Origin of the sequence: Nonomuraea glycinis (assembly GCF_014646515.1) — a bacterium.
In the GTDB taxonomy this organism is placed as follows: Bacteria; Actinomycetota; Actinomycetes; order Streptosporangiales; family Streptosporangiaceae; genus Nonomuraea; species Nonomuraea glycinis.
Genome location: NZ_BMNK01000005.1, coordinates 183,710 through 199,034, shown reverse-complemented (window position 1 = coordinate 199,034; position 15,325 = coordinate 183,710). Strand labels below are relative to the sequence as shown.

At 71.3% G+C, this 15,325-nt stretch carries 15 protein-coding genes; 4 read left to right on the top strand and 11 right to left on the bottom strand.

Translation table 11 applies throughout. From position 1 onward, the window contains the following. Position 1 precedes the first annotated feature (1 nt). From IEY87_RS16860 to IEY87_RS16825, 8 genes are all read right to left on the bottom strand, one after another. Entirely contained in the window at positions 2–907 is a 906-nt protein-coding gene (locus IEY87_RS16860) for an ABC transporter permease (RefSeq protein ID WP_225277053.1), read from the bottom strand. Beyond that, entirely contained in the window at positions 904–2,496 is a 1,593-nt protein-coding gene (locus IEY87_RS16855; RefSeq protein ID WP_189139608.1) for an ABC transporter substrate-binding protein, read from the bottom strand. The genes IEY87_RS16860 and IEY87_RS16855 overlap by 4 nt, the downstream gene beginning before the upstream one ends. Further along, a complete protein-coding gene (locus tag IEY87_RS16850; protein WP_189139607.1) occupies positions 2,493–3,590 on the bottom strand; it encodes an LLM class flavin-dependent oxidoreductase in 1,098 nt (365 codons plus the stop codon). The genes IEY87_RS16855 and IEY87_RS16850 overlap by 4 nt, the downstream gene beginning before the upstream one ends. Then, positions 3,587–4,621 carry an LLM class flavin-dependent oxidoreductase gene (locus tag IEY87_RS16845; RefSeq protein ID WP_189139606.1) on the bottom strand — a complete coding sequence of 345 codons (1,035 nt, stop codon included), beginning with the start codon at positions 4,619–4,621 and terminating at the stop codon, positions 3,587–3,589. The genes IEY87_RS16850 and IEY87_RS16845 overlap by 4 nt, the downstream gene beginning before the upstream one ends. Continuing rightward, entirely contained in the window at positions 4,618–5,778 is a 1,161-nt protein-coding gene (locus IEY87_RS16840; RefSeq protein ID WP_189139605.1) for an LLM class flavin-dependent oxidoreductase, read from the bottom strand. The genes IEY87_RS16845 and IEY87_RS16840 overlap by 4 nt, the downstream gene beginning before the upstream one ends. After that, the gene (locus IEY87_RS16835; protein ID WP_189139604.1) at positions 5,775–7,100 is read right to left on the bottom strand and encodes an NtaA/DmoA family FMN-dependent monooxygenase; all 1,326 of its coding nucleotides are present in this window, start codon (positions 7,098–7,100) and stop codon (positions 5,775–5,777) included. Before IEY87_RS16835 ends, IEY87_RS16840 begins: the two co-directional genes overlap by 4 nt. A 123-nt stretch (positions 7,101–7,223) precedes the next feature. Next, complete coding sequence (locus IEY87_RS16830; RefSeq protein WP_189139603.1) at positions 7,224–7,730, bottom strand: flavin reductase family protein; 507 nt, start codon at positions 7,728–7,730, stop codon at positions 7,224–7,226. 341 nt (positions 7,731–8,071) lie between these two features. Continuing rightward, positions 8,072–9,397: a lanthionine synthetase LanC family protein gene (locus tag IEY87_RS16825; protein WP_189139602.1), complete on the bottom strand. Its 1,326-nt coding sequence runs from the start codon at positions 9,395–9,397 to the stop codon at positions 8,072–8,074. A gap of 61 nt (positions 9,398–9,458) precedes the next feature. Here IEY87_RS16825 and IEY87_RS16820 point away from each other — a divergent pair, with 61 nt between their 5' ends. After that, positions 9,459–10,421 carry a sulfotransferase family protein gene (locus IEY87_RS16820; RefSeq protein WP_225277054.1) on the top strand — a complete coding sequence of 321 codons (963 nt, stop codon included), beginning with the start codon at positions 9,459–9,461 and terminating at the stop codon, positions 10,419–10,421. Here IEY87_RS16820 and IEY87_RS16815 read toward each other — a convergent pair whose 3' ends face one another. The 3 genes from IEY87_RS16815 to IEY87_RS16805 all read right to left on the bottom strand — a co-directional run bounded on the left by IEY87_RS16815 (position 10,422) and on the right by IEY87_RS16805 (position 12,614). Next, complete coding sequence (locus tag IEY87_RS16815) at positions 10,422–11,327, bottom strand: glycoside hydrolase family protein (RefSeq protein WP_189139601.1); 906 nt, start codon at positions 11,325–11,327, stop codon at positions 10,422–10,424. A 104-nt stretch (positions 11,328–11,431) separates the two neighbouring features. Next, on the bottom strand, positions 11,432–11,764 hold the full coding sequence (locus tag IEY87_RS16810) for a hypothetical protein (protein ID WP_189139600.1): 333 nt from the start codon (positions 11,762–11,764) through the stop codon (positions 11,432–11,434). 79 nt (positions 11,765–11,843) lie between these two features. Continuing rightward, a complete protein-coding gene (locus tag IEY87_RS16805; RefSeq protein ID WP_189139599.1) occupies positions 11,844–12,614 on the bottom strand; it encodes a SigB/SigF/SigG family RNA polymerase sigma factor in 771 nt (256 codons plus the stop codon). A 290-nt stretch (positions 12,615–12,904) separates the two neighbouring features. Here IEY87_RS16805 and IEY87_RS16800 point away from each other — a divergent pair, with 290 nt between their 5' ends. The 3 genes from IEY87_RS16800 to IEY87_RS45770 form a co-directional block, all read left to right on the top strand. After that, positions 12,905–13,759, top strand: a complete 855-nt coding sequence (locus tag IEY87_RS16800) for a nuclease (protein ID WP_189139598.1) — start codon at positions 12,905–12,907, stop codon at positions 13,757–13,759. A gap of 117 nt (positions 13,760–13,876) precedes the next feature. Further along, positions 13,877–14,635 (top strand): NUDIX hydrolase, encoded by a 759-nt coding sequence (locus IEY87_RS16795; protein WP_189139597.1) that lies wholly within the window; start codon positions 13,877–13,879, stop codon positions 14,633–14,635. Next, positions 14,632–15,325, top strand: a 694-nt coding sequence (locus IEY87_RS45770) for a 5'-methylthioadenosine/S-adenosylhomocysteine nucleosidase family protein (RefSeq protein WP_229699343.1), incomplete at its 3' end; no start/stop codon positions are given. The genes IEY87_RS16795 and IEY87_RS45770, both read left to right, overlap by 4 nt.

The window sequence follows — 15,325 nt, the reverse complement described above, 5'->3', positions numbered from 1 at the left end:
GTCAGCCCCCGATCCGCGGGTCGATGGCGCGGTAGGAGAGGTCGAGCAGCGTGCTGATCGTCACGTACACGGCCGCCGACAGCAGCACGACGGCCATCACCACCGGCATGTCCCTGCCGGTCACGGCCTGCATCGCGATCTGCCCGAGGCCGGGGCGGCCGAACAGCACCTCGGTGATCACCGCGCCGCCGAGCAGCGCGCCGGTGAACCAGCCCGCCAGGGTGACGGCGGGGAGCAGGGCGTGCCGGAGCGCGTGCCGGGCGACCAGCGCCCGCTCGGTCAGCCCGCGCGCCCTGGCGGTGACGGCGAACGGCTGCTCCAGCGCCCGTTCCAGCCCGCCGCGCAGCACCTGGCCGAGCACGCCGGCGATGGGCAGGCCGAGCGCGAGCGCGGGCAGCACGAGCGCCTGCGGCCCCGCCGCGCCGGAGACCGGGAACCAGCCGAGCGTGAAGGAGAACACCGACAGCAGCAGGATCCCGATCAGGAAGGGCGGCACCGACACCGACACCAGCTCTGCCGCCGAGGCGGCGCCGCGCAGCCACCGCCCCCGGCCGGCCGTGGCCACCGCGATGACCCCGGCCAGCGTGACCCCGATGGCCGCCGCCGCGAGCGTGAGCTGGGCGGTCGGCCCGGCCTGGGAGGCCAGGATCTCACCCACCCCGCGGTCGAGCTGGTAGGAGCGGCCGAGATCGCCGTGCAGCAGCCGCCACAGGTAGTCCAGGTACTGGACCGCCTCCGGCCGGTCGAGCCCCCACTCGGCGATGATCTCCGCCCGGATCTCCGGGGTGTCGGCGCCCTCGCCGACCAGGATGTCCACGGTGTCGCCGGGGGCCAGCAGCAGCGCCAGGTAGGACGCGGTGGCCGCCGCCCACATGACGGCCAGCCCGGTGCCCAGTCTCTTGATCACGTGCCGATCCGGACGTCGTAGGCGCTCGCCGGGGTGCCGGAGCCGGGGTCGAAGCCGAGCCCTTGGACGCTCTTCTGGGCGGCGATCTGGTCGGCGGGGACGTAGATCGGGAACACGATCGCCTTCTCGGTCACCACCGCCCGCTGGACCTTGGTGTAGAGCTCCTTCCGCTTGGCCTGGTCGGAGGTGGCGGACGCCTGCCCGAGCCACCTCTCCACCTGGGGGTCGGTGAAGCGGGTGCGGTTGATCGCGCCGTCGCGCGGCAGGATGAGGTTGAGCGCCGCCCCCACGTCGGAGTCGCCGCGCGAGTTCTCGAAGATCTCGTACGCGTTGTCGTCCACGGCCTTCTGCGCCGTTCCCTGGTCCACGATCTTGACCTGGAAGTCGATCCCGGCGCTCTGCTTGACCTGGGCCTGGATGGCCTGGGCGAGGACGTCCCTGCGGTCCCTGACGTAGGGCGCGGCGGAGACGCTGCGCACGGTGAGCCGCTTGCCGGCCTTGACCCGGAAGCCCTCGGCGTCCCGCTGCTTCCAGCCGGCCTCGTCGAGCAGGGCGTTGGCCTTGGCCGCGTCGCCGCCGAAGGTCCTCTCCAGGGAGGCGTCGTAGAACGGGCTCGCCTTGCCGACCACGCTCCACGCCCTGGTGGCGGTGCCCTGGTAGACGGCCTTGAGCACCGCGTCCAGGTCCACGGCCTCCCGGAACGCCTGCCGTACCCGCTGGTCGTCGAAGGGGGCGTGATCGGTGTTGAAGTAATAGGAGAAGGCGGTGCCGGAGTTGAGCGCGGTGGTCAGGGTCAGGCCGGGGTCCTGCTCGATCAGGGTGACCTCGGTGGCCGGGACGCCCTCGATGACCTGCACCTGGCCGGAGGTGAGCGCGCCGACGCGGACCGCGGCCTCGGGCAGGAAGCGGTAGGTGATCTCGGACAGGTGCGCGGGACCCTGGTGACCGGCGCCGGCGGGCGGCCACTTGTAGGCGGGGTTACGGCGGTAGTGGATCTCCTGGCCCTGTACGTACCGGTCGAGGATGAACGGCCCGGTGCCGACCAGGTCGGGGCCGCCGAACCGGACGTCCTTGGCCTCGCGCAGCGACTTCGGCGACACCTGCCCGGCGAGGGGTGAGGCGAGGAAGTCGAGGAACAGCCCGTCCGGCTCCTTCAGCGTGATCTTCACCGTGGTGGGCGACACCACCTCGGCCTTGTCGAACGCCCTGAGCTGGATCGCGGCCACGGCCGGGTTGTAGCCGGACTCGCGGAACTGGTCGAGGTTGGCCTTGACCGCCGCCGCGTCGAACGTCGTGCCGTCGTGGAACGTCACGTCGTCGCGTAACTCGAAGGTGTAGGTGAGCTCGTCGTCCGAGACCTTCCAGGAGGTGGCGAGCCAGGGCTGGAACGAGCCGTCCTCGGCGCGCGACACCAGCGCGTCGAACTGGTTGAAGACCAGCAGCCTGGCCTTGTTCTGCGCCCACAGGTGCGGGTTCAGCGTGATCGGCTGGGTTTCGATCGCCCAGGTGAGCGAGGTGCTCGCGGCCTGCTGAACGGGCTGCGCGCCGCAGGCGGTGAGCAGCAGGGCGAGCACGACCAGACGTCTCATCGCCGGCCGTCCCAGGCCTTGGCCAGCAGCTCGTAGGAGCGCACCCGGTCCGCGTGGCCGTGCGTGATGGTAGTGATCAGCAGCTCGTCGGCGCCGGTCACCCGGCGCAGCACCCCGAGCCGCTCGGCCACGTCCTCCGGCGAGCCGACGAACTGGGTGTCGGTCCGGTCCTTCACCAGCTCCAGGTCCTCCTCGCTCCACACGTGCGCGTCGGCCTCGGCCGGGCTGGGGTACGGCGGGGCGCCCGCGCCGGTCCTGATCCCGCGCACCCACAGCCCGTACGGCTTGGCCAGCTCACGGGCCGTCGCCTCGTCCTCGGCCACCACCGCGTCCGCCGACACGATCACGTACGGCTCCGCCAGCACGTCGGAGGGCTTGAACGCCTGGCGGTAGCCCTCGACCGCCTCCAGCACGCTGGACGGGCTGACGTGGTAGTTGGCCGCGAAGGGCAGCCCGCGCTCGCCCGCGACCCGGGCGCTCTGCCCGCCGCTGCTGCCGAGGATCCACACGGCCACGTCGGCTCCCTCGCCGGGCACGGCGTGCGCCTGGTGGGTGCCGCGCAGGAAGGCGAGGACCTCGTCGATCTGCTCGGCGAAGTCCGGCGTCCGCGCCCCCGGCTGCTGGAGCAGGCCGGCCTGGTAGGCCAGGTGGGGGCTCTTGAAGAGCTGCGACCAGTCGAACGCCTGGGGGATGAGCAGGCCGTCCACGATGCGCGGCGGCTGGGCGGGCGGTGGGGCGCCCTGCTGGGCGAGCTCGTTCCTGCGCTGCCCCGAGCGGCCGACGCCCAGGTCCAGCCGCCCCGGATAGAGCGCGTCGATGAGCCCGAACTGCTCGACCACCGACACCGGTGTCTGGTGCCCGAGCTGCACGGCGCCCGAGCCGACCCGGATCGAGCCGGTGGCCGCCGCCACGAGCGCGATCAGCACGGCGGGGGCCGAGCTCGCCACGCCGGGCGTGAAGTGGTGTTCGGCCAGCCAGTAGCGGCGGTAGCCGTACTCCTCGGCCCGTTGGGCGAGGTCGATCGTGTTGCGGAGGGCGTCGGCCGCGGTGCCTCCGGAGGTGATGGGGGCGAGGTCGAGAATGGACAGTGTCATGAGGTTCCTCCAGGGAACGGCCTGCTGGGGATCTCCGCGCGCAGCACGGGCGCGATCTCGGCCTGGAACAGCTCCAGCGCGCCCCGGTGCTGCTCGGGAGTGAGCCCGTCGGCGTCGGCGTGCAGGTGCATCGCCTCATGGCCGAACCGCTTGTGGTAGCGCAGCACCTTGTCGATGATCTGCTGCGGACTGCCGACCAGGATGGAGCTGCGCTCGATGGCGTCCTCCAGGGTGGGGAACTCCGGCCGCACGCCGAGCCGGGCGAACAGCGCCAGGCGGGCCTCGTAGATCGGGCGGTAGGTCTCGATCGCCTCCTGCGAGCTGCGGGTGGCGTAGTAACCGGCGCTGCCGGCGCCGACCAGCGCCTCGGCGGGATCGTGGCCGTAGTGCGCCCACCGCTCGCGGTAGTGCTCGATCAGCTCGGCGTACGGCTCGATGGGGTTGCTGACGTTGGCCGAGAACAGCGGGTCGCCGTACTTGGCGGCCAGCTCCACCGACTCCTTGCTGGTCGCGCTGCCGTGCCAGATCCTGATCGGCCGCTGCAGCGGTCGCGGCCAGGTCTCGGCCTCGGTCAGCGACGGCCGGAACCGGCCCTCCCAGGTGACCTTGTCCTCCCGCCAGAGGCGCCGGAACAGCTCGTACCCCTCGCGGTTGCGCTCCCACTGGTCCTCGGGGGTGACGTGGAAGAGCTGCGCCTGCGCGGCCCCGTTGCCCTTGCCGATGATCAGCTCCAGCCGGCCGCCGGAGAGGTTGTCGAGCGTCGCGTAGTCCTCGAACGCGCGCACCGGGTCGAGCAGGCTCAGCGTGGTGACGGCGGTGAACAGGCGGATCGTGGACGTCCTGGCCGCGATGTGGCTGAGCACCACCGGCGGCGAGGAGGACAGGAACGGCCGCTCGTGCCGCTCCCCCACCCCGAACCCGTCGAAGCCCAGCTCCTCGGCCAGGACCGCGTTGTCGACGACCTCGCGCAGGCGCTCGGCGTGCGATCTCTCGTCGTGGTGCGCGATCAGGGTGATGGCCAGAAATTTCATCGAACCTCCGCATACCGACCGGCCGGGCGCGGCAGGCCGAGCAGTCCGCGCAGCGTGCCGGACTCGTACGCGCGTCTGAACACGCCGCGCCCGCGCAGCTCGGCGGTCAGCCCTCGGGTGATCTGCTTCAGGTCGTACGGCACCGCGCCCGGTCGCAGCCGGTAGCCTTGTATGCCCGCCCGCTGCCACGCGATCAGCAGGTCGGCCAGCTCCTCCACCGTCCCGGTGAAGATCGCCGCGTCGGAGTCCAGCTCGGCGCCGTCCAGCTCGTCGAGCCGGGCCTTGCGCGCCGCCGCGTCCTCGCCCAGGAGGACGAGCAGGTCGGCGAAGATCCGCACCTCGCCGGACAGCTCTCGGATCTCGGCCACGATGCTCGCGGCTTGTTCGGCCGAGTGAGGCGTCACGTAGACCACGTCGGCGGCGCCCGCCGCGAACTCGTACGGGATCCGGGCGTGCGCGAGCGCCGTGACCACCGGCTGGCCCTGCGGCGAGCGCGGGGTGATCGACGGCCCCTTCACCGAGAAGAAGCGCCCGGCGAAGTCGATGTAGTGGAGTCTGTCCCGGTCGATGAACCGGCCGGTGGGCACGTCGCGGATCTCCGCGTCGTCGTCCCAGCTGTCCCAGAGCCGCCGGGCCACCTCGACCGCGTCGGCGGCCTCCTCGAACAGCGGCCGGATCCGCTCGTCGTCGCGGGGGTCCAGGGGCGGGAACGGCCGGCGTCCGAAGTGCCGCGCCTCGGCGGCCCGGCCCGAGATCTGGGGCCGCCAGCCGGCCCGGCCGCCGCTGATGTGGTCGAGCGTGGCGATGCCGATCGCCACGTGGAACGGCTCGGTGTGCGTGACGGTGGCGGTCGGCACCAGCCCGATGGAGGTGGTGAGCGGCGCGAGCCGCGCCGCCAGCAGGACCGCGTCGAACCGGCCGCGCACCTGGTCGACCCGCTCGTCCGGCCCGTCGAACCCCGCGGACTGCAGGCCCAGCGCGTCCTCGATGGTGACGAAGTCGAGCAGGCCGCGCTCGGCCTCGGCCACCAGCCCCGCCCAGTAGCGGGCGCTGAAGAGCTGCGACGGCCGCGCGGACGACTCCCGCCACGCCGCCGGATGCCATCCGGCCCCGTCCAGCGCGACGGCCAGGTGCAGTGCTTGATGCTGGTCGGTCATGTCAGCTCCAGGTGTTCGCGCAGCGTGCCGCCGGTGTACTCGGTGCGGAAGACGCCGCGCTCCCGCAGCAGCGGCACCACTCGGTCGACGAACTCGTCCAGGCCGCCGGGGGTCAGGTGCGGCACCAGGATGAAGCCGTCCGCGGCGTCCGCCTGCACGTGCTCGTCGATCTGCCGCGCCACGCTCTCGGGGGTCCCGATGAACGTCTGCCGCCCGGTCACCTCGATCACCAGCTCGCGGACGGTCAGTCGCTTCTCGTCGGCGATGGTCCGCCACTTAGCGGCCAGGGACGCCCGGTCGCCGTGCGCGGCCCGCCCCTGCGAGACCCCGTCCGCCAGGTTCGGCTCGATGTCCGGCAGCGGGCCGTCCGGATCGACGGCCGACATGTCGCGCCCCCACACCTGCTCCAGGAAGGCGATCGCGGTCTGCGGCCCGACCTGCAGGCGGCGGATCTCCGCCGCCCGCTCGGCGGCCTCCTCCTCGGTGTCGCCCAGCGCGTACGTGGCCGCCGGCATGATCTTCAGCGTGGCCGGTTCGCGGCCGTACCTGGCCAGGCGGCGCTTGACGTCGGCGTAGAAGGCCCTGCCGTCCTCCAGGGTGCCGTGCCGGCTGAAGATCACGTCCGCGGCGGAGGCGGCGAACTCCCTGCCCTCGTCGGAGTCCCCGGCCTGGATGATCACCGGATGGCGCTGCGGGCCGCGGGGCAGGGTGAACCGGCCTTCGACGGTGAACTGCTCGCCCTGGTGCCGGAACGCCCCGACGTCACCCGTCCGGACGAACCGGCCGGAGTCCTGGTCGGCGACCAGCGCGTCCGGCTGCCAGGAGTCCCATAGCTTCCGCGAGAGTTCGACGAACTCGCCGGCGCGCCGGTAACGGTCGGCGCGGTCGAGGTAGCCGCCCCGGCGGAAGTTCTCCCCGGTGAAGGCGTCGGAGCTGGTGACCACGTTCCAGGCGGCCCGCCCCTCGCTCAGGTGGTCGAGCGTGGACAGCCGCCTGGCCAGCTCGTACGGCTCGTTGAAGGTGGCGTTGACCGTGCCCGCGAGGCCGAGCCGGTCGGTGACGGCGGCCAGGGCGCTCAGCACGGTGAGGGCCTCCGGCCTGCCCACCACGTCGAGATCGTGGATGCGCCCCTTCAGCTCGCGCAGCCGCAGCCCTTCGGCCAGGAAGAAGAAGTCGAACGTACCGCGCTCGGCCGTCCTGGCGAGATGGACGAAGGAGGCGAAGTCGATCTGGCTGCCGGAGCGCGGATCGGCCCAGACCGTGGTGTTGTTCACTCCGGGGAAGTGTGCGGCGAGGTGGACGCGCTTACGTGGCCGGGTCATCGGGACCACCGAGTCGTTGATCGAATGGACAGGTCAAAACGGGCATGCCGAAATAAGCGGGGCACCAAAGCTCCCTATGACAGGCGGAAAAATGTCAGGCTTGGGCTGACAAGCGGAGAAACGTCAGGCTTGGGCGACGAACCGGCCGAAGCGGCCGCTGTGGTAGAGGAGAGGGCGGGCCGGGCCGCGCACGTTCGCCTCGGCGACCAGCCCCACCACCAGGATGTGGTCGCCCACCTCGCGGGTCTCGTACGGCAGGCAGATCAGGTGCGCCGACACGTCCTGCAGCAGCGGCGCGCCCAGCGGGCCCGGCCGCCACCGGGTGGGCTCGGCGAAGCGGTCGATCCCCTTGCGGGCGAACCGCGCCGCCACGTCGGCCTGGTCGCCGGCCAGCATGTTGACCGCGAAATGGTCGGCCGTCCGCAGCGACGGCCAGGTGCTCGAGGATCGGTCCACGTAGAAGGAGACCAGCGGCGGCTCCAGGCTGACGGAGCAGAACGACGTCGCGGTCAGCCCCACGGGGAGCCCTTCGCTGAGTGCGGTGATCACCACCACGCCGGCGGGATGGACGGCCAGCGCCCGCCGGAAGCCGTCGGCGTCCACCGTGCGGTCGGGGAGCGTGTCCGTCATGACTGCGTCACCTTCGGTTCGGCGGCGTCGTCGTACAGGGGCGTTGCGGCGGGGAATCGGTCAGAGGTCATGATCACGAGATGGGTCCTCACGGGAGAGACGCCTCGCCCGCGGTAAGCGCACGCGGGAGGCAGGACGTCGGTGAGGGCGTGAGCGCCGTCGGCCACGCCAGGAGAAGTCGGAGGGAAGGAACGTCTTCGTGATCAACGACACTGCGCGCTGATGACGTGGCCGAAGTCCACGTGCGCGCGCTTGGTCAGGTTGATGCCCTGGCTCATACCTGGAACGTACGCTTCGCTCCGGGCAAAGTCAACATTCCCTACTGGTTTTACATGAAAAGCTCACGACTGAGCGGCGGGCACCGGGATGGCGGGGAAGGGGTTGTCGGGCAGCAGGATGTCCCTACGCGCCTGCTCCGGCTTCATCGCGGCGTCGAAGTGCAGCAGGGCCGCACCTATCCCGGCGGCGCCGACCAGGTAACCGGTGTCCGCCGACACCTCGCCGGGCCGCAGCCGCCGATAAGCCTGGTACCACCGCATACCCAGCCCGTCATAGCCGGTGGCGCGGCCGATGAGGTGGGTGGCGAGGGTCTCGGCGTAGGTCGCGTACAAGGTGCGCCCGGTCGCCGCCCACAGCCCGACGAACAGCTCCAGCAGGCCCGCGGCGCCGCAGCACTGGCAGGCCACGTTCCAGAACCCGGCCGTCTGCCGGTGCGGGGCGCCGCTCTCCATGATGCCCCGCGCCAGCCGCTCCACCCAGTCGAGGTGGCCAGGGTCGCCGGTCGCCCGGTGCAGCTCGTAGAACATCCGGGCCACGCCCGCGGAGCCGGAACAGAACCCCAGATAGTGCAGTTGCCTGCCCTGCGGCACGTGGTGCGGGACCACGGCGCACCGGCCGGCCACCACGCTGACCTCGCGCACGAAGCCCGCTCCCCGCAGTGCGCCCTCCAGGAAACGCCCTTCGCCGGTGCGGGCGTACAGGCGGGCCAGCAGGAAGGCGGTGCCCGCCGTGCCGGACAGGAAGCCGGGCGTGACGGCGTCCTCGGGCAGCCCGGGGCAGTCGCCGAAGCGGTGGCCGGGCACGGCCAGCTCGGCGATCCGCTCCCCCGCGACCAGCGCGATCTCCTCGTAGGCGGGCACGCCGAGCACCGTGGCGGCCCGCAGCAGGCCGAGCACGATCCCGCCGTCGCCGCTCTGGGCGGGGTCGCCGGTCCAGCCGAGACCGCCGCCGAACGGGCGCGCCCCCTGGACGATCCGGTCCGCGGCGGCGACCGCCGCCTCCTCGAACCGCTCCTCGCCGAGCACCCAGCCAGCCTCGGTGAGCGCGACGACGATGCCGGTGAGACCATGGTAAAGAGACAGGTCAGCCTGGTCCTGCCAGGTGGCGGCGAGATAGCGGGCCCCGGCGCGGGCGTCTTCCAGGTAGGCCTCGTGGCCGGTCGCGGCGGCGAGGTCGAGGAAGAAGAGCACGATGCCGGCCGCCCCGGCGTAGAGGGAGTCGGGCTCGGTGTCGACGGCCGCTCGCCCTCGGGGGTCGGGGTTGGCTCGCCAGTGCCGCCCGCGTTCGTCGTCGACCGCGGCGGAGCGAATCCAGCGCCCGGCCATGATCGCGGCGGTCATCGGTGTCTCGACGTGGTCGCTCGGTGAGCGGGTTCTGTCCAAACCCATGCTTGAAGCATCCCACATAGTTGGTAGGTAATGAGGTGATACTTTTCAGTCCTTAGGAGGGATGATCGTGCCCCTGCCGGACCTCCTCATCGCCGGTGCGCCCAAAGCCGGGACGACGGCCCTGCACGCCGCTCTGCAGCACCATCCGCAGCTGTTCATGTCACCGGTCAAGGAGCCCAAGTTCTTCCTCACCGACGGCCCGCCGCCGGCCAGGGGCGGGCCGGGCGACGCCCGAACCTACCGCGAGCACGTCTGGCGGCGCGAGGACTACGAGGCGCTGTTCGCCGCCGCACCCCCAGGCACCCTGAAAGGCGAGGCCACCCCCTTCTACCTGTACGACCTCAACGCGCAACGCCGCATCCAGGCGGCCGTACCGGACGTGAGGATCATCGCGATCCTGCGTGACCCGGTCGAGCGGGCCCACTCGAACTGGACCCACCTGTGGTCGGCCGGGCTGGACCCGATCGACGACGTGGTGCGGGCCTGCGCCGAAGAGGGCAGGCGGATCGCCGCCGGCTGGGCGCACTTCTGGCACTACACGAGCCTCGGCCGCTACGGCGAGCAGCTCGCCCACCTGTTCACGCTGTTCCCCCGGGAGCAGGTGCTGATCTTCCGCTACCGGGACCTGGTGGACCGGCCGGCCGAGACACTGGACCGGATCTGCGCCTTCCTCGGCGTACGGCAGGGCCTGGTCACCCAGGTGCCGAGGGAGAACGTCACGGCCCACCCGGACGCGAGCCCGCGCCACACGCTGCTGTCGTCGTTCCGGCGACGCCTGCCCGCCACGCTGGCCGAGCCCATCGAGACGCTGCTCCAGCACCGGGGCGAGTCGCGCCGGCCGCTGACCTGGGAACAGCGCAGCGGGCTGCTGCCCTACTTCGCCGACGACATCGCCCTGCTGGGGGAGGTCACCGGCGAGGACTTCAGCGACTGGCTCGGGCCCCGGTCCCGCTCGGGCGGGCTGGTGGGCATCCGGCCGCCGAGCCAGCGCCAGTCCAGGAACGGCCGGGCGACGTCGCCCTGATCAGCGCAGTTCGGTGCGGAGTTCGTGGGTCCCGTCGGCGCGGGTGTACTCGTAGTAGAGCCGAGTGCCGCCCGCCGGCAGGTCGACGAGGTCGAGATAGCGCAGGCCACCGCCCCGATGCGGCGACGCCGCCGCCGGGGCGTCGCCGTACGGGGTCAGCGCGCCGGGCTCGGCGCCCGCCGCGACCCCGGTGCGCTCCTCGTAGTTCTCCGCCGCGCTGGCCCGTCCGTCGTAGAACGCCAGCACGCGGTCCCCGTCGAACCGGACCGAGCTGATCCGGGTTCCGCGCGCGTCCCACTGTCCGGGGCGGCCGCTCAGCGCCGTGCCCTGCCAGGTCCACTCCAGGCCGTCGGCGCTGGTGGCGTAGTCGGTGACCATCTGGTCGGCCTCGTCGGGGTCGTCCAGCGGATGGCAGGAGGCCCACAGGTGCCAGACCCCGCCGCGCCGTACGATCACCGGGTCCTTCACCCCCGTCTTCAGGGCGCCGGGCAGGACGATCCGGCGCGCGCCCGGATCGAAGGCGGCGGGGTCGTCCGCCTCCAGCACCTCCACCCGCCAGTGTTTGGTGCCCGGGGTGGCGCAGCTGAGGTAGAGCCGCCAGCGTCCCTGCGGCAGGCGTACCAGCGCCGGGCGCTCCAGGGACTCGGCGTCCATCTCCTCACGGGTGATCGTGGCCAGCGTCTCGAACCGCTCGCCGTCGCGGGAGCGGGCGATCACCACCGCGTAGCCCCGCCCCTCCCCCACCGGGCGGCGCAACCGGTAGGCGAGATGGATCCACTCGTCCCCGGCGACGGCACTGGGCGCGCCCGCCCAGTGCCCTTCCCCGGTGACCGGGGGCAGGACCGCGACGGCCGCACGGTCCGGATCGGGCAGCAGGCCGCCGAGAACGTCCTCATTGATCGACATGGACGTGAGATTAGGCCACAACCGGGAGCCAGGCATGCCTGGTCACCTTCCTTTTAGGATTCCATGTAATACCTATGGACATTACCGGAAACCCGTGGCCGGAACTACTTGCCGGCGGCCTGCCCCTGCTCGCCGCCGTCGGCGGCATCCCCCTGCTCGCCGTGCCCGGCGACATCCAGGAGGTACGCCCCCGCGTCGGGCAGGGTGATGCCGAAGCTGTCCTCGGCGACCGGCTCGCCTTCGGCCGTCACCGCCTTGAAACGGGTCTCGCGGGTCGGACCGTCACCCGTGATGTGGCCGCACAGGTGGCCGGTCCGGTCGTACACCGCCCAGCGGCCCGGCCCCACCTGGGGCAGGGCCGAGGGGTTGTCCTTGAGCCACTGCGCGTTGGCCCCGTGCCCGACGCGCACGCCGTCGTTGTTACGGACACTGCTCATGTCGCCTGTCACTCTCGGATAGAGAAGCGCTCCCCGACAGGGGGGCACACTCGCGAGCCTATCCGCCGGTCGCCGCCCGTCAGTCGGTCAGGCCGTCGCGCAGCTTGGTGAGCACGGCGCGCAGGATCCGCGACACGTGCATCTGCGAGATGCCGAACTCGGCGGCGATCTCGGCCTGGGTCATGTTGCCGTAGAAGCGCATCAGCAGGATGTTCTTCTCCCGGGTCGGCAAGGCGTCGATGAGCGGCTTGACGGAGTGCTTGTCGAGCAGCATGTCCAGCGACCCGTCCTGGGCCGGCAGGAAGTCACCCAGCTCGGCCGCGTCCTCACCGTCACCGACGGGCGCGTCCAGCGACAGCGCGCTGTAGGCGGTGGACGCTTCGAGCGTGAGCAGCACCTCCTCCTCCGAGATGCCCATCTTGGCCGACAGCTCGGCGACGGTCGGCGAGTGGCCGAGCGTCTGGGTCAGCTCCGAGGTGGCCTTGTTGAGCTCGATCCGCCGCTCCTGGTAGACCCGCGGCACCCTGATGGCCCACGTACGGTCCCGGAAGTGACGCTTGACCTCGCCGATCATGGTGATCATCGCGTAGCCGCGGAACTCGTGGCCGAGCTCGGCGTCGTAGCCGTTGACGGCCTTCATCAGCCCGACGTACGCGGCCTGGCGCAGGTCCTCGACGGGCTCGCCGCGATAGCGGTAGCGGCGGGTGACGTCGGACACGAGCCCGTCGTACAGCTCCACCAGGCGTTCACGGATCCGTGCCTTCAGCAGCTCGGAGGTCTGCGGCTTGACCATCTCGGTCAGAAGCTCTTCGGCGTTCATCTGCTCGAGTGCGATATCCAGGACGGCCATGTGATGCTCCAAATATTCGCTGGCGGCCCGCCATGGAAAAAAGCCCAGGCAGAGGCACGCCACGTAACACGTGAGGCGAGAAGCCCTCTGCTGGACTTCATGTTCAAGCTTTCCCACAGAACCGCCAACGAACCTCTAACAGGTCACAAAACCGTAACGGGAGTGTCGGCGCACGGCGAGGGTTTTCCCCCGCGCCTCTCAAGAACCGTGTGTGCACCACGCCGGACGGCTGACCGGCTGCGACCTTGCCGCTGGCAGGCAGTCACCTTTCAGCAGGTCAGGAGCGCAGCATGGTGGATCTCGGATTCGTCGGTCCCAGTCGGCCGGCCCAGGACTACCGCTTCGTCAGGGTGACCGACGGCGACACCCCCGTGATCGAGATGTCGGTCCGCATGGTGTCCATCGACACCCCGGAAAGCCAGCTGGGCGGCAACCCGGCCAGCGCCCAGGCCACCCTCGACCGGGCCAGGACCCGCCTGAGCGACGGCACGTACGACGCGCTGCCGCAGGACCTGCGCGACCATCTCATCGCCCGCCTCACCCCCGACGCCGCGCAGCGGCACCTGACCGCCGGCAAGCTGGCAGCCGAAGCCCACAAGACCATGACGAACACCCGGCTCACCCGCCCGGACGGCTCGCAGCGCAAGCTGGCGGTCATCGCCACCGGCGAGCTGGTCGAGCGGAACGGCCGGCTGCTCGCCTACACCGCCCCCTGGTTCTCCGGCTCGGCCACCGACCCGCTGCCGCCGCGCCACCACCCCGACCGCAGGACGTTCAACCTCGACATGGTCGCCCTCGGCTGGGCCGCCACCTTCGTCATCTACCCCTCCATCCCGCGCGCCTCGGACCTGAACCTGCTCATCGAGGAGGCCGAGACGGCGTGGCAGGAGCAGCGCGGCGCCTGGCGGCAGTTCGGCTCCGACCTGCTGCTCGGCTACGAGTACCGGGCCTGCCTCAGGCTCGGCGCCGCGAAGATGAGCGACCCCGCGGACGCCATCGCGGCCGCCTACCAGCGAGTCTGCGTCGACCTGCGCTCTTTGACCGAGGTCGGCCCGTTCGGCTACCACCAGGTGCCGCCGCCGCAGCGGCTGTGGATCTGGATCACCGACCTGGAACAGGCCCGCAAGGACCTGCCGATCACCTGACCCACCCCCGCGCGGCCCACGCACTCTCATGCCGCCAGTGATCTACATGTGACATTGAGTGCAAATCAGTTCAGCTAAAGACTTTCTGTCGATCTGACAAAAAGCTACGCTGTCCTCATGCACGCTGACCCATGGGAACCACCGGCCGTCCTGCTCGCGGCCGATCTGGTGATCTTGACTTTGCGCGGCGCACGCCTGCACGTGCTGCTCGTCCACCGCGGGATCGACCCCTACCAGGGCGCACTCGCCCTGCCTGGAGGGTTCCTCCGTGACGAGCACGAGGACATCGAGGCGGCGGCGCGGCGGGAGCTGTCGGAGGAGGCCGGCCTGGCCGACGTGCACCTGGAGACGCTGGGTGTGTACGGCGAGCCAGGGCGCGACCCCCGCGGTCGCGTCGTGTCCGTCGCCCACCTGGCCATCGCACCGCGCCTGCCGGAGCCCACCGCGGGGACCGACGCGGCCGACGCCTGCTGGATGCCGGTGGAGGACGCCCTGTCCTCCGGCGTGGAGTTGGCGTTCGATCACGCGCGGATCATCGCCGACGGCGTCGAACGCGCACGCACCAAGCTCGAGTACACCGCGCTCGCCACCGCGTTCTGCGGCGAGACCTTCACCATCTCCGAGCTCCAGCAGGTGTACGAAGCGGTGTGGGGCATCCGGCTGGACCCCCGGAACTTCTACCGCAAGGTCCAGGGCTCGCGCGGCTTCATCGTCGCGGCCGGCCCGATGCGGCGGACGGCGAACGGCCGCCCCGCCAGGCTCTTCAGAGCGGGCCCGGTCCAGGCGCTGAATCCCCCCATGGTCCGGTCGGCCCACGTCACGCCACAGGACGGACCGGCGGCTCAGACCGCGGCCGAAGGAGTCCGACAGTCATGAACGAGCGTCCCATCGTCATCCTCACCGCACTGGACCTGGAGTATCAGGCCGTCCGCAAGCATGTGACCGATCTACGGTCACATCGCCACGCCGCCGGCACACGGTTCGAGGTCGGCAGGCTCGCGGACGGCGGATGTCCGGTGGCCCTGGGGCTGGTCGGCAAAGGAACCCACCCCGCCGCGGTGCTCGCCGAGCGGGCTATCACCGAGTTCGCCCCGTTCGCCCTGCTGTTCGTGGGGGTGGCCGGGGCTCTCTGGCCCGACATCGACCTCGGCGACGTGGTGGTCGCCACGCATGTGTACGCCTATCACGGTGGCACCAGCGAGGACGACGGGTTCAAGGCGCGTCCGCGCGTCTGGGAGATCTCGCACGAGCCGGACCAGATCGCCCGTCACCTCTACAGGAGCGGATCCTGGACTCGCCGCCTGCCCGAAGGAGCAGCCGTACCGAAGGTGCGCTTCGGGCCGATCGCGGCCGGCGAGGTCGTGCAGGACTCCAGGATCTCCGCGCACGCCCAGTGGATCCGCCAGACCTACAACGACGCGCTCGCCATCGAGATGGAAGCCGCCGGTGTGTCACAGGCCGGCCATCTCAACAGGTCGTTGCCGACCATCGTGGTGCGCGGCATCAGCGATCGGGCGGACGGCACCAAGGTGACCAGCGACGGCGCCGACTGGCAGGCCAGGGCGG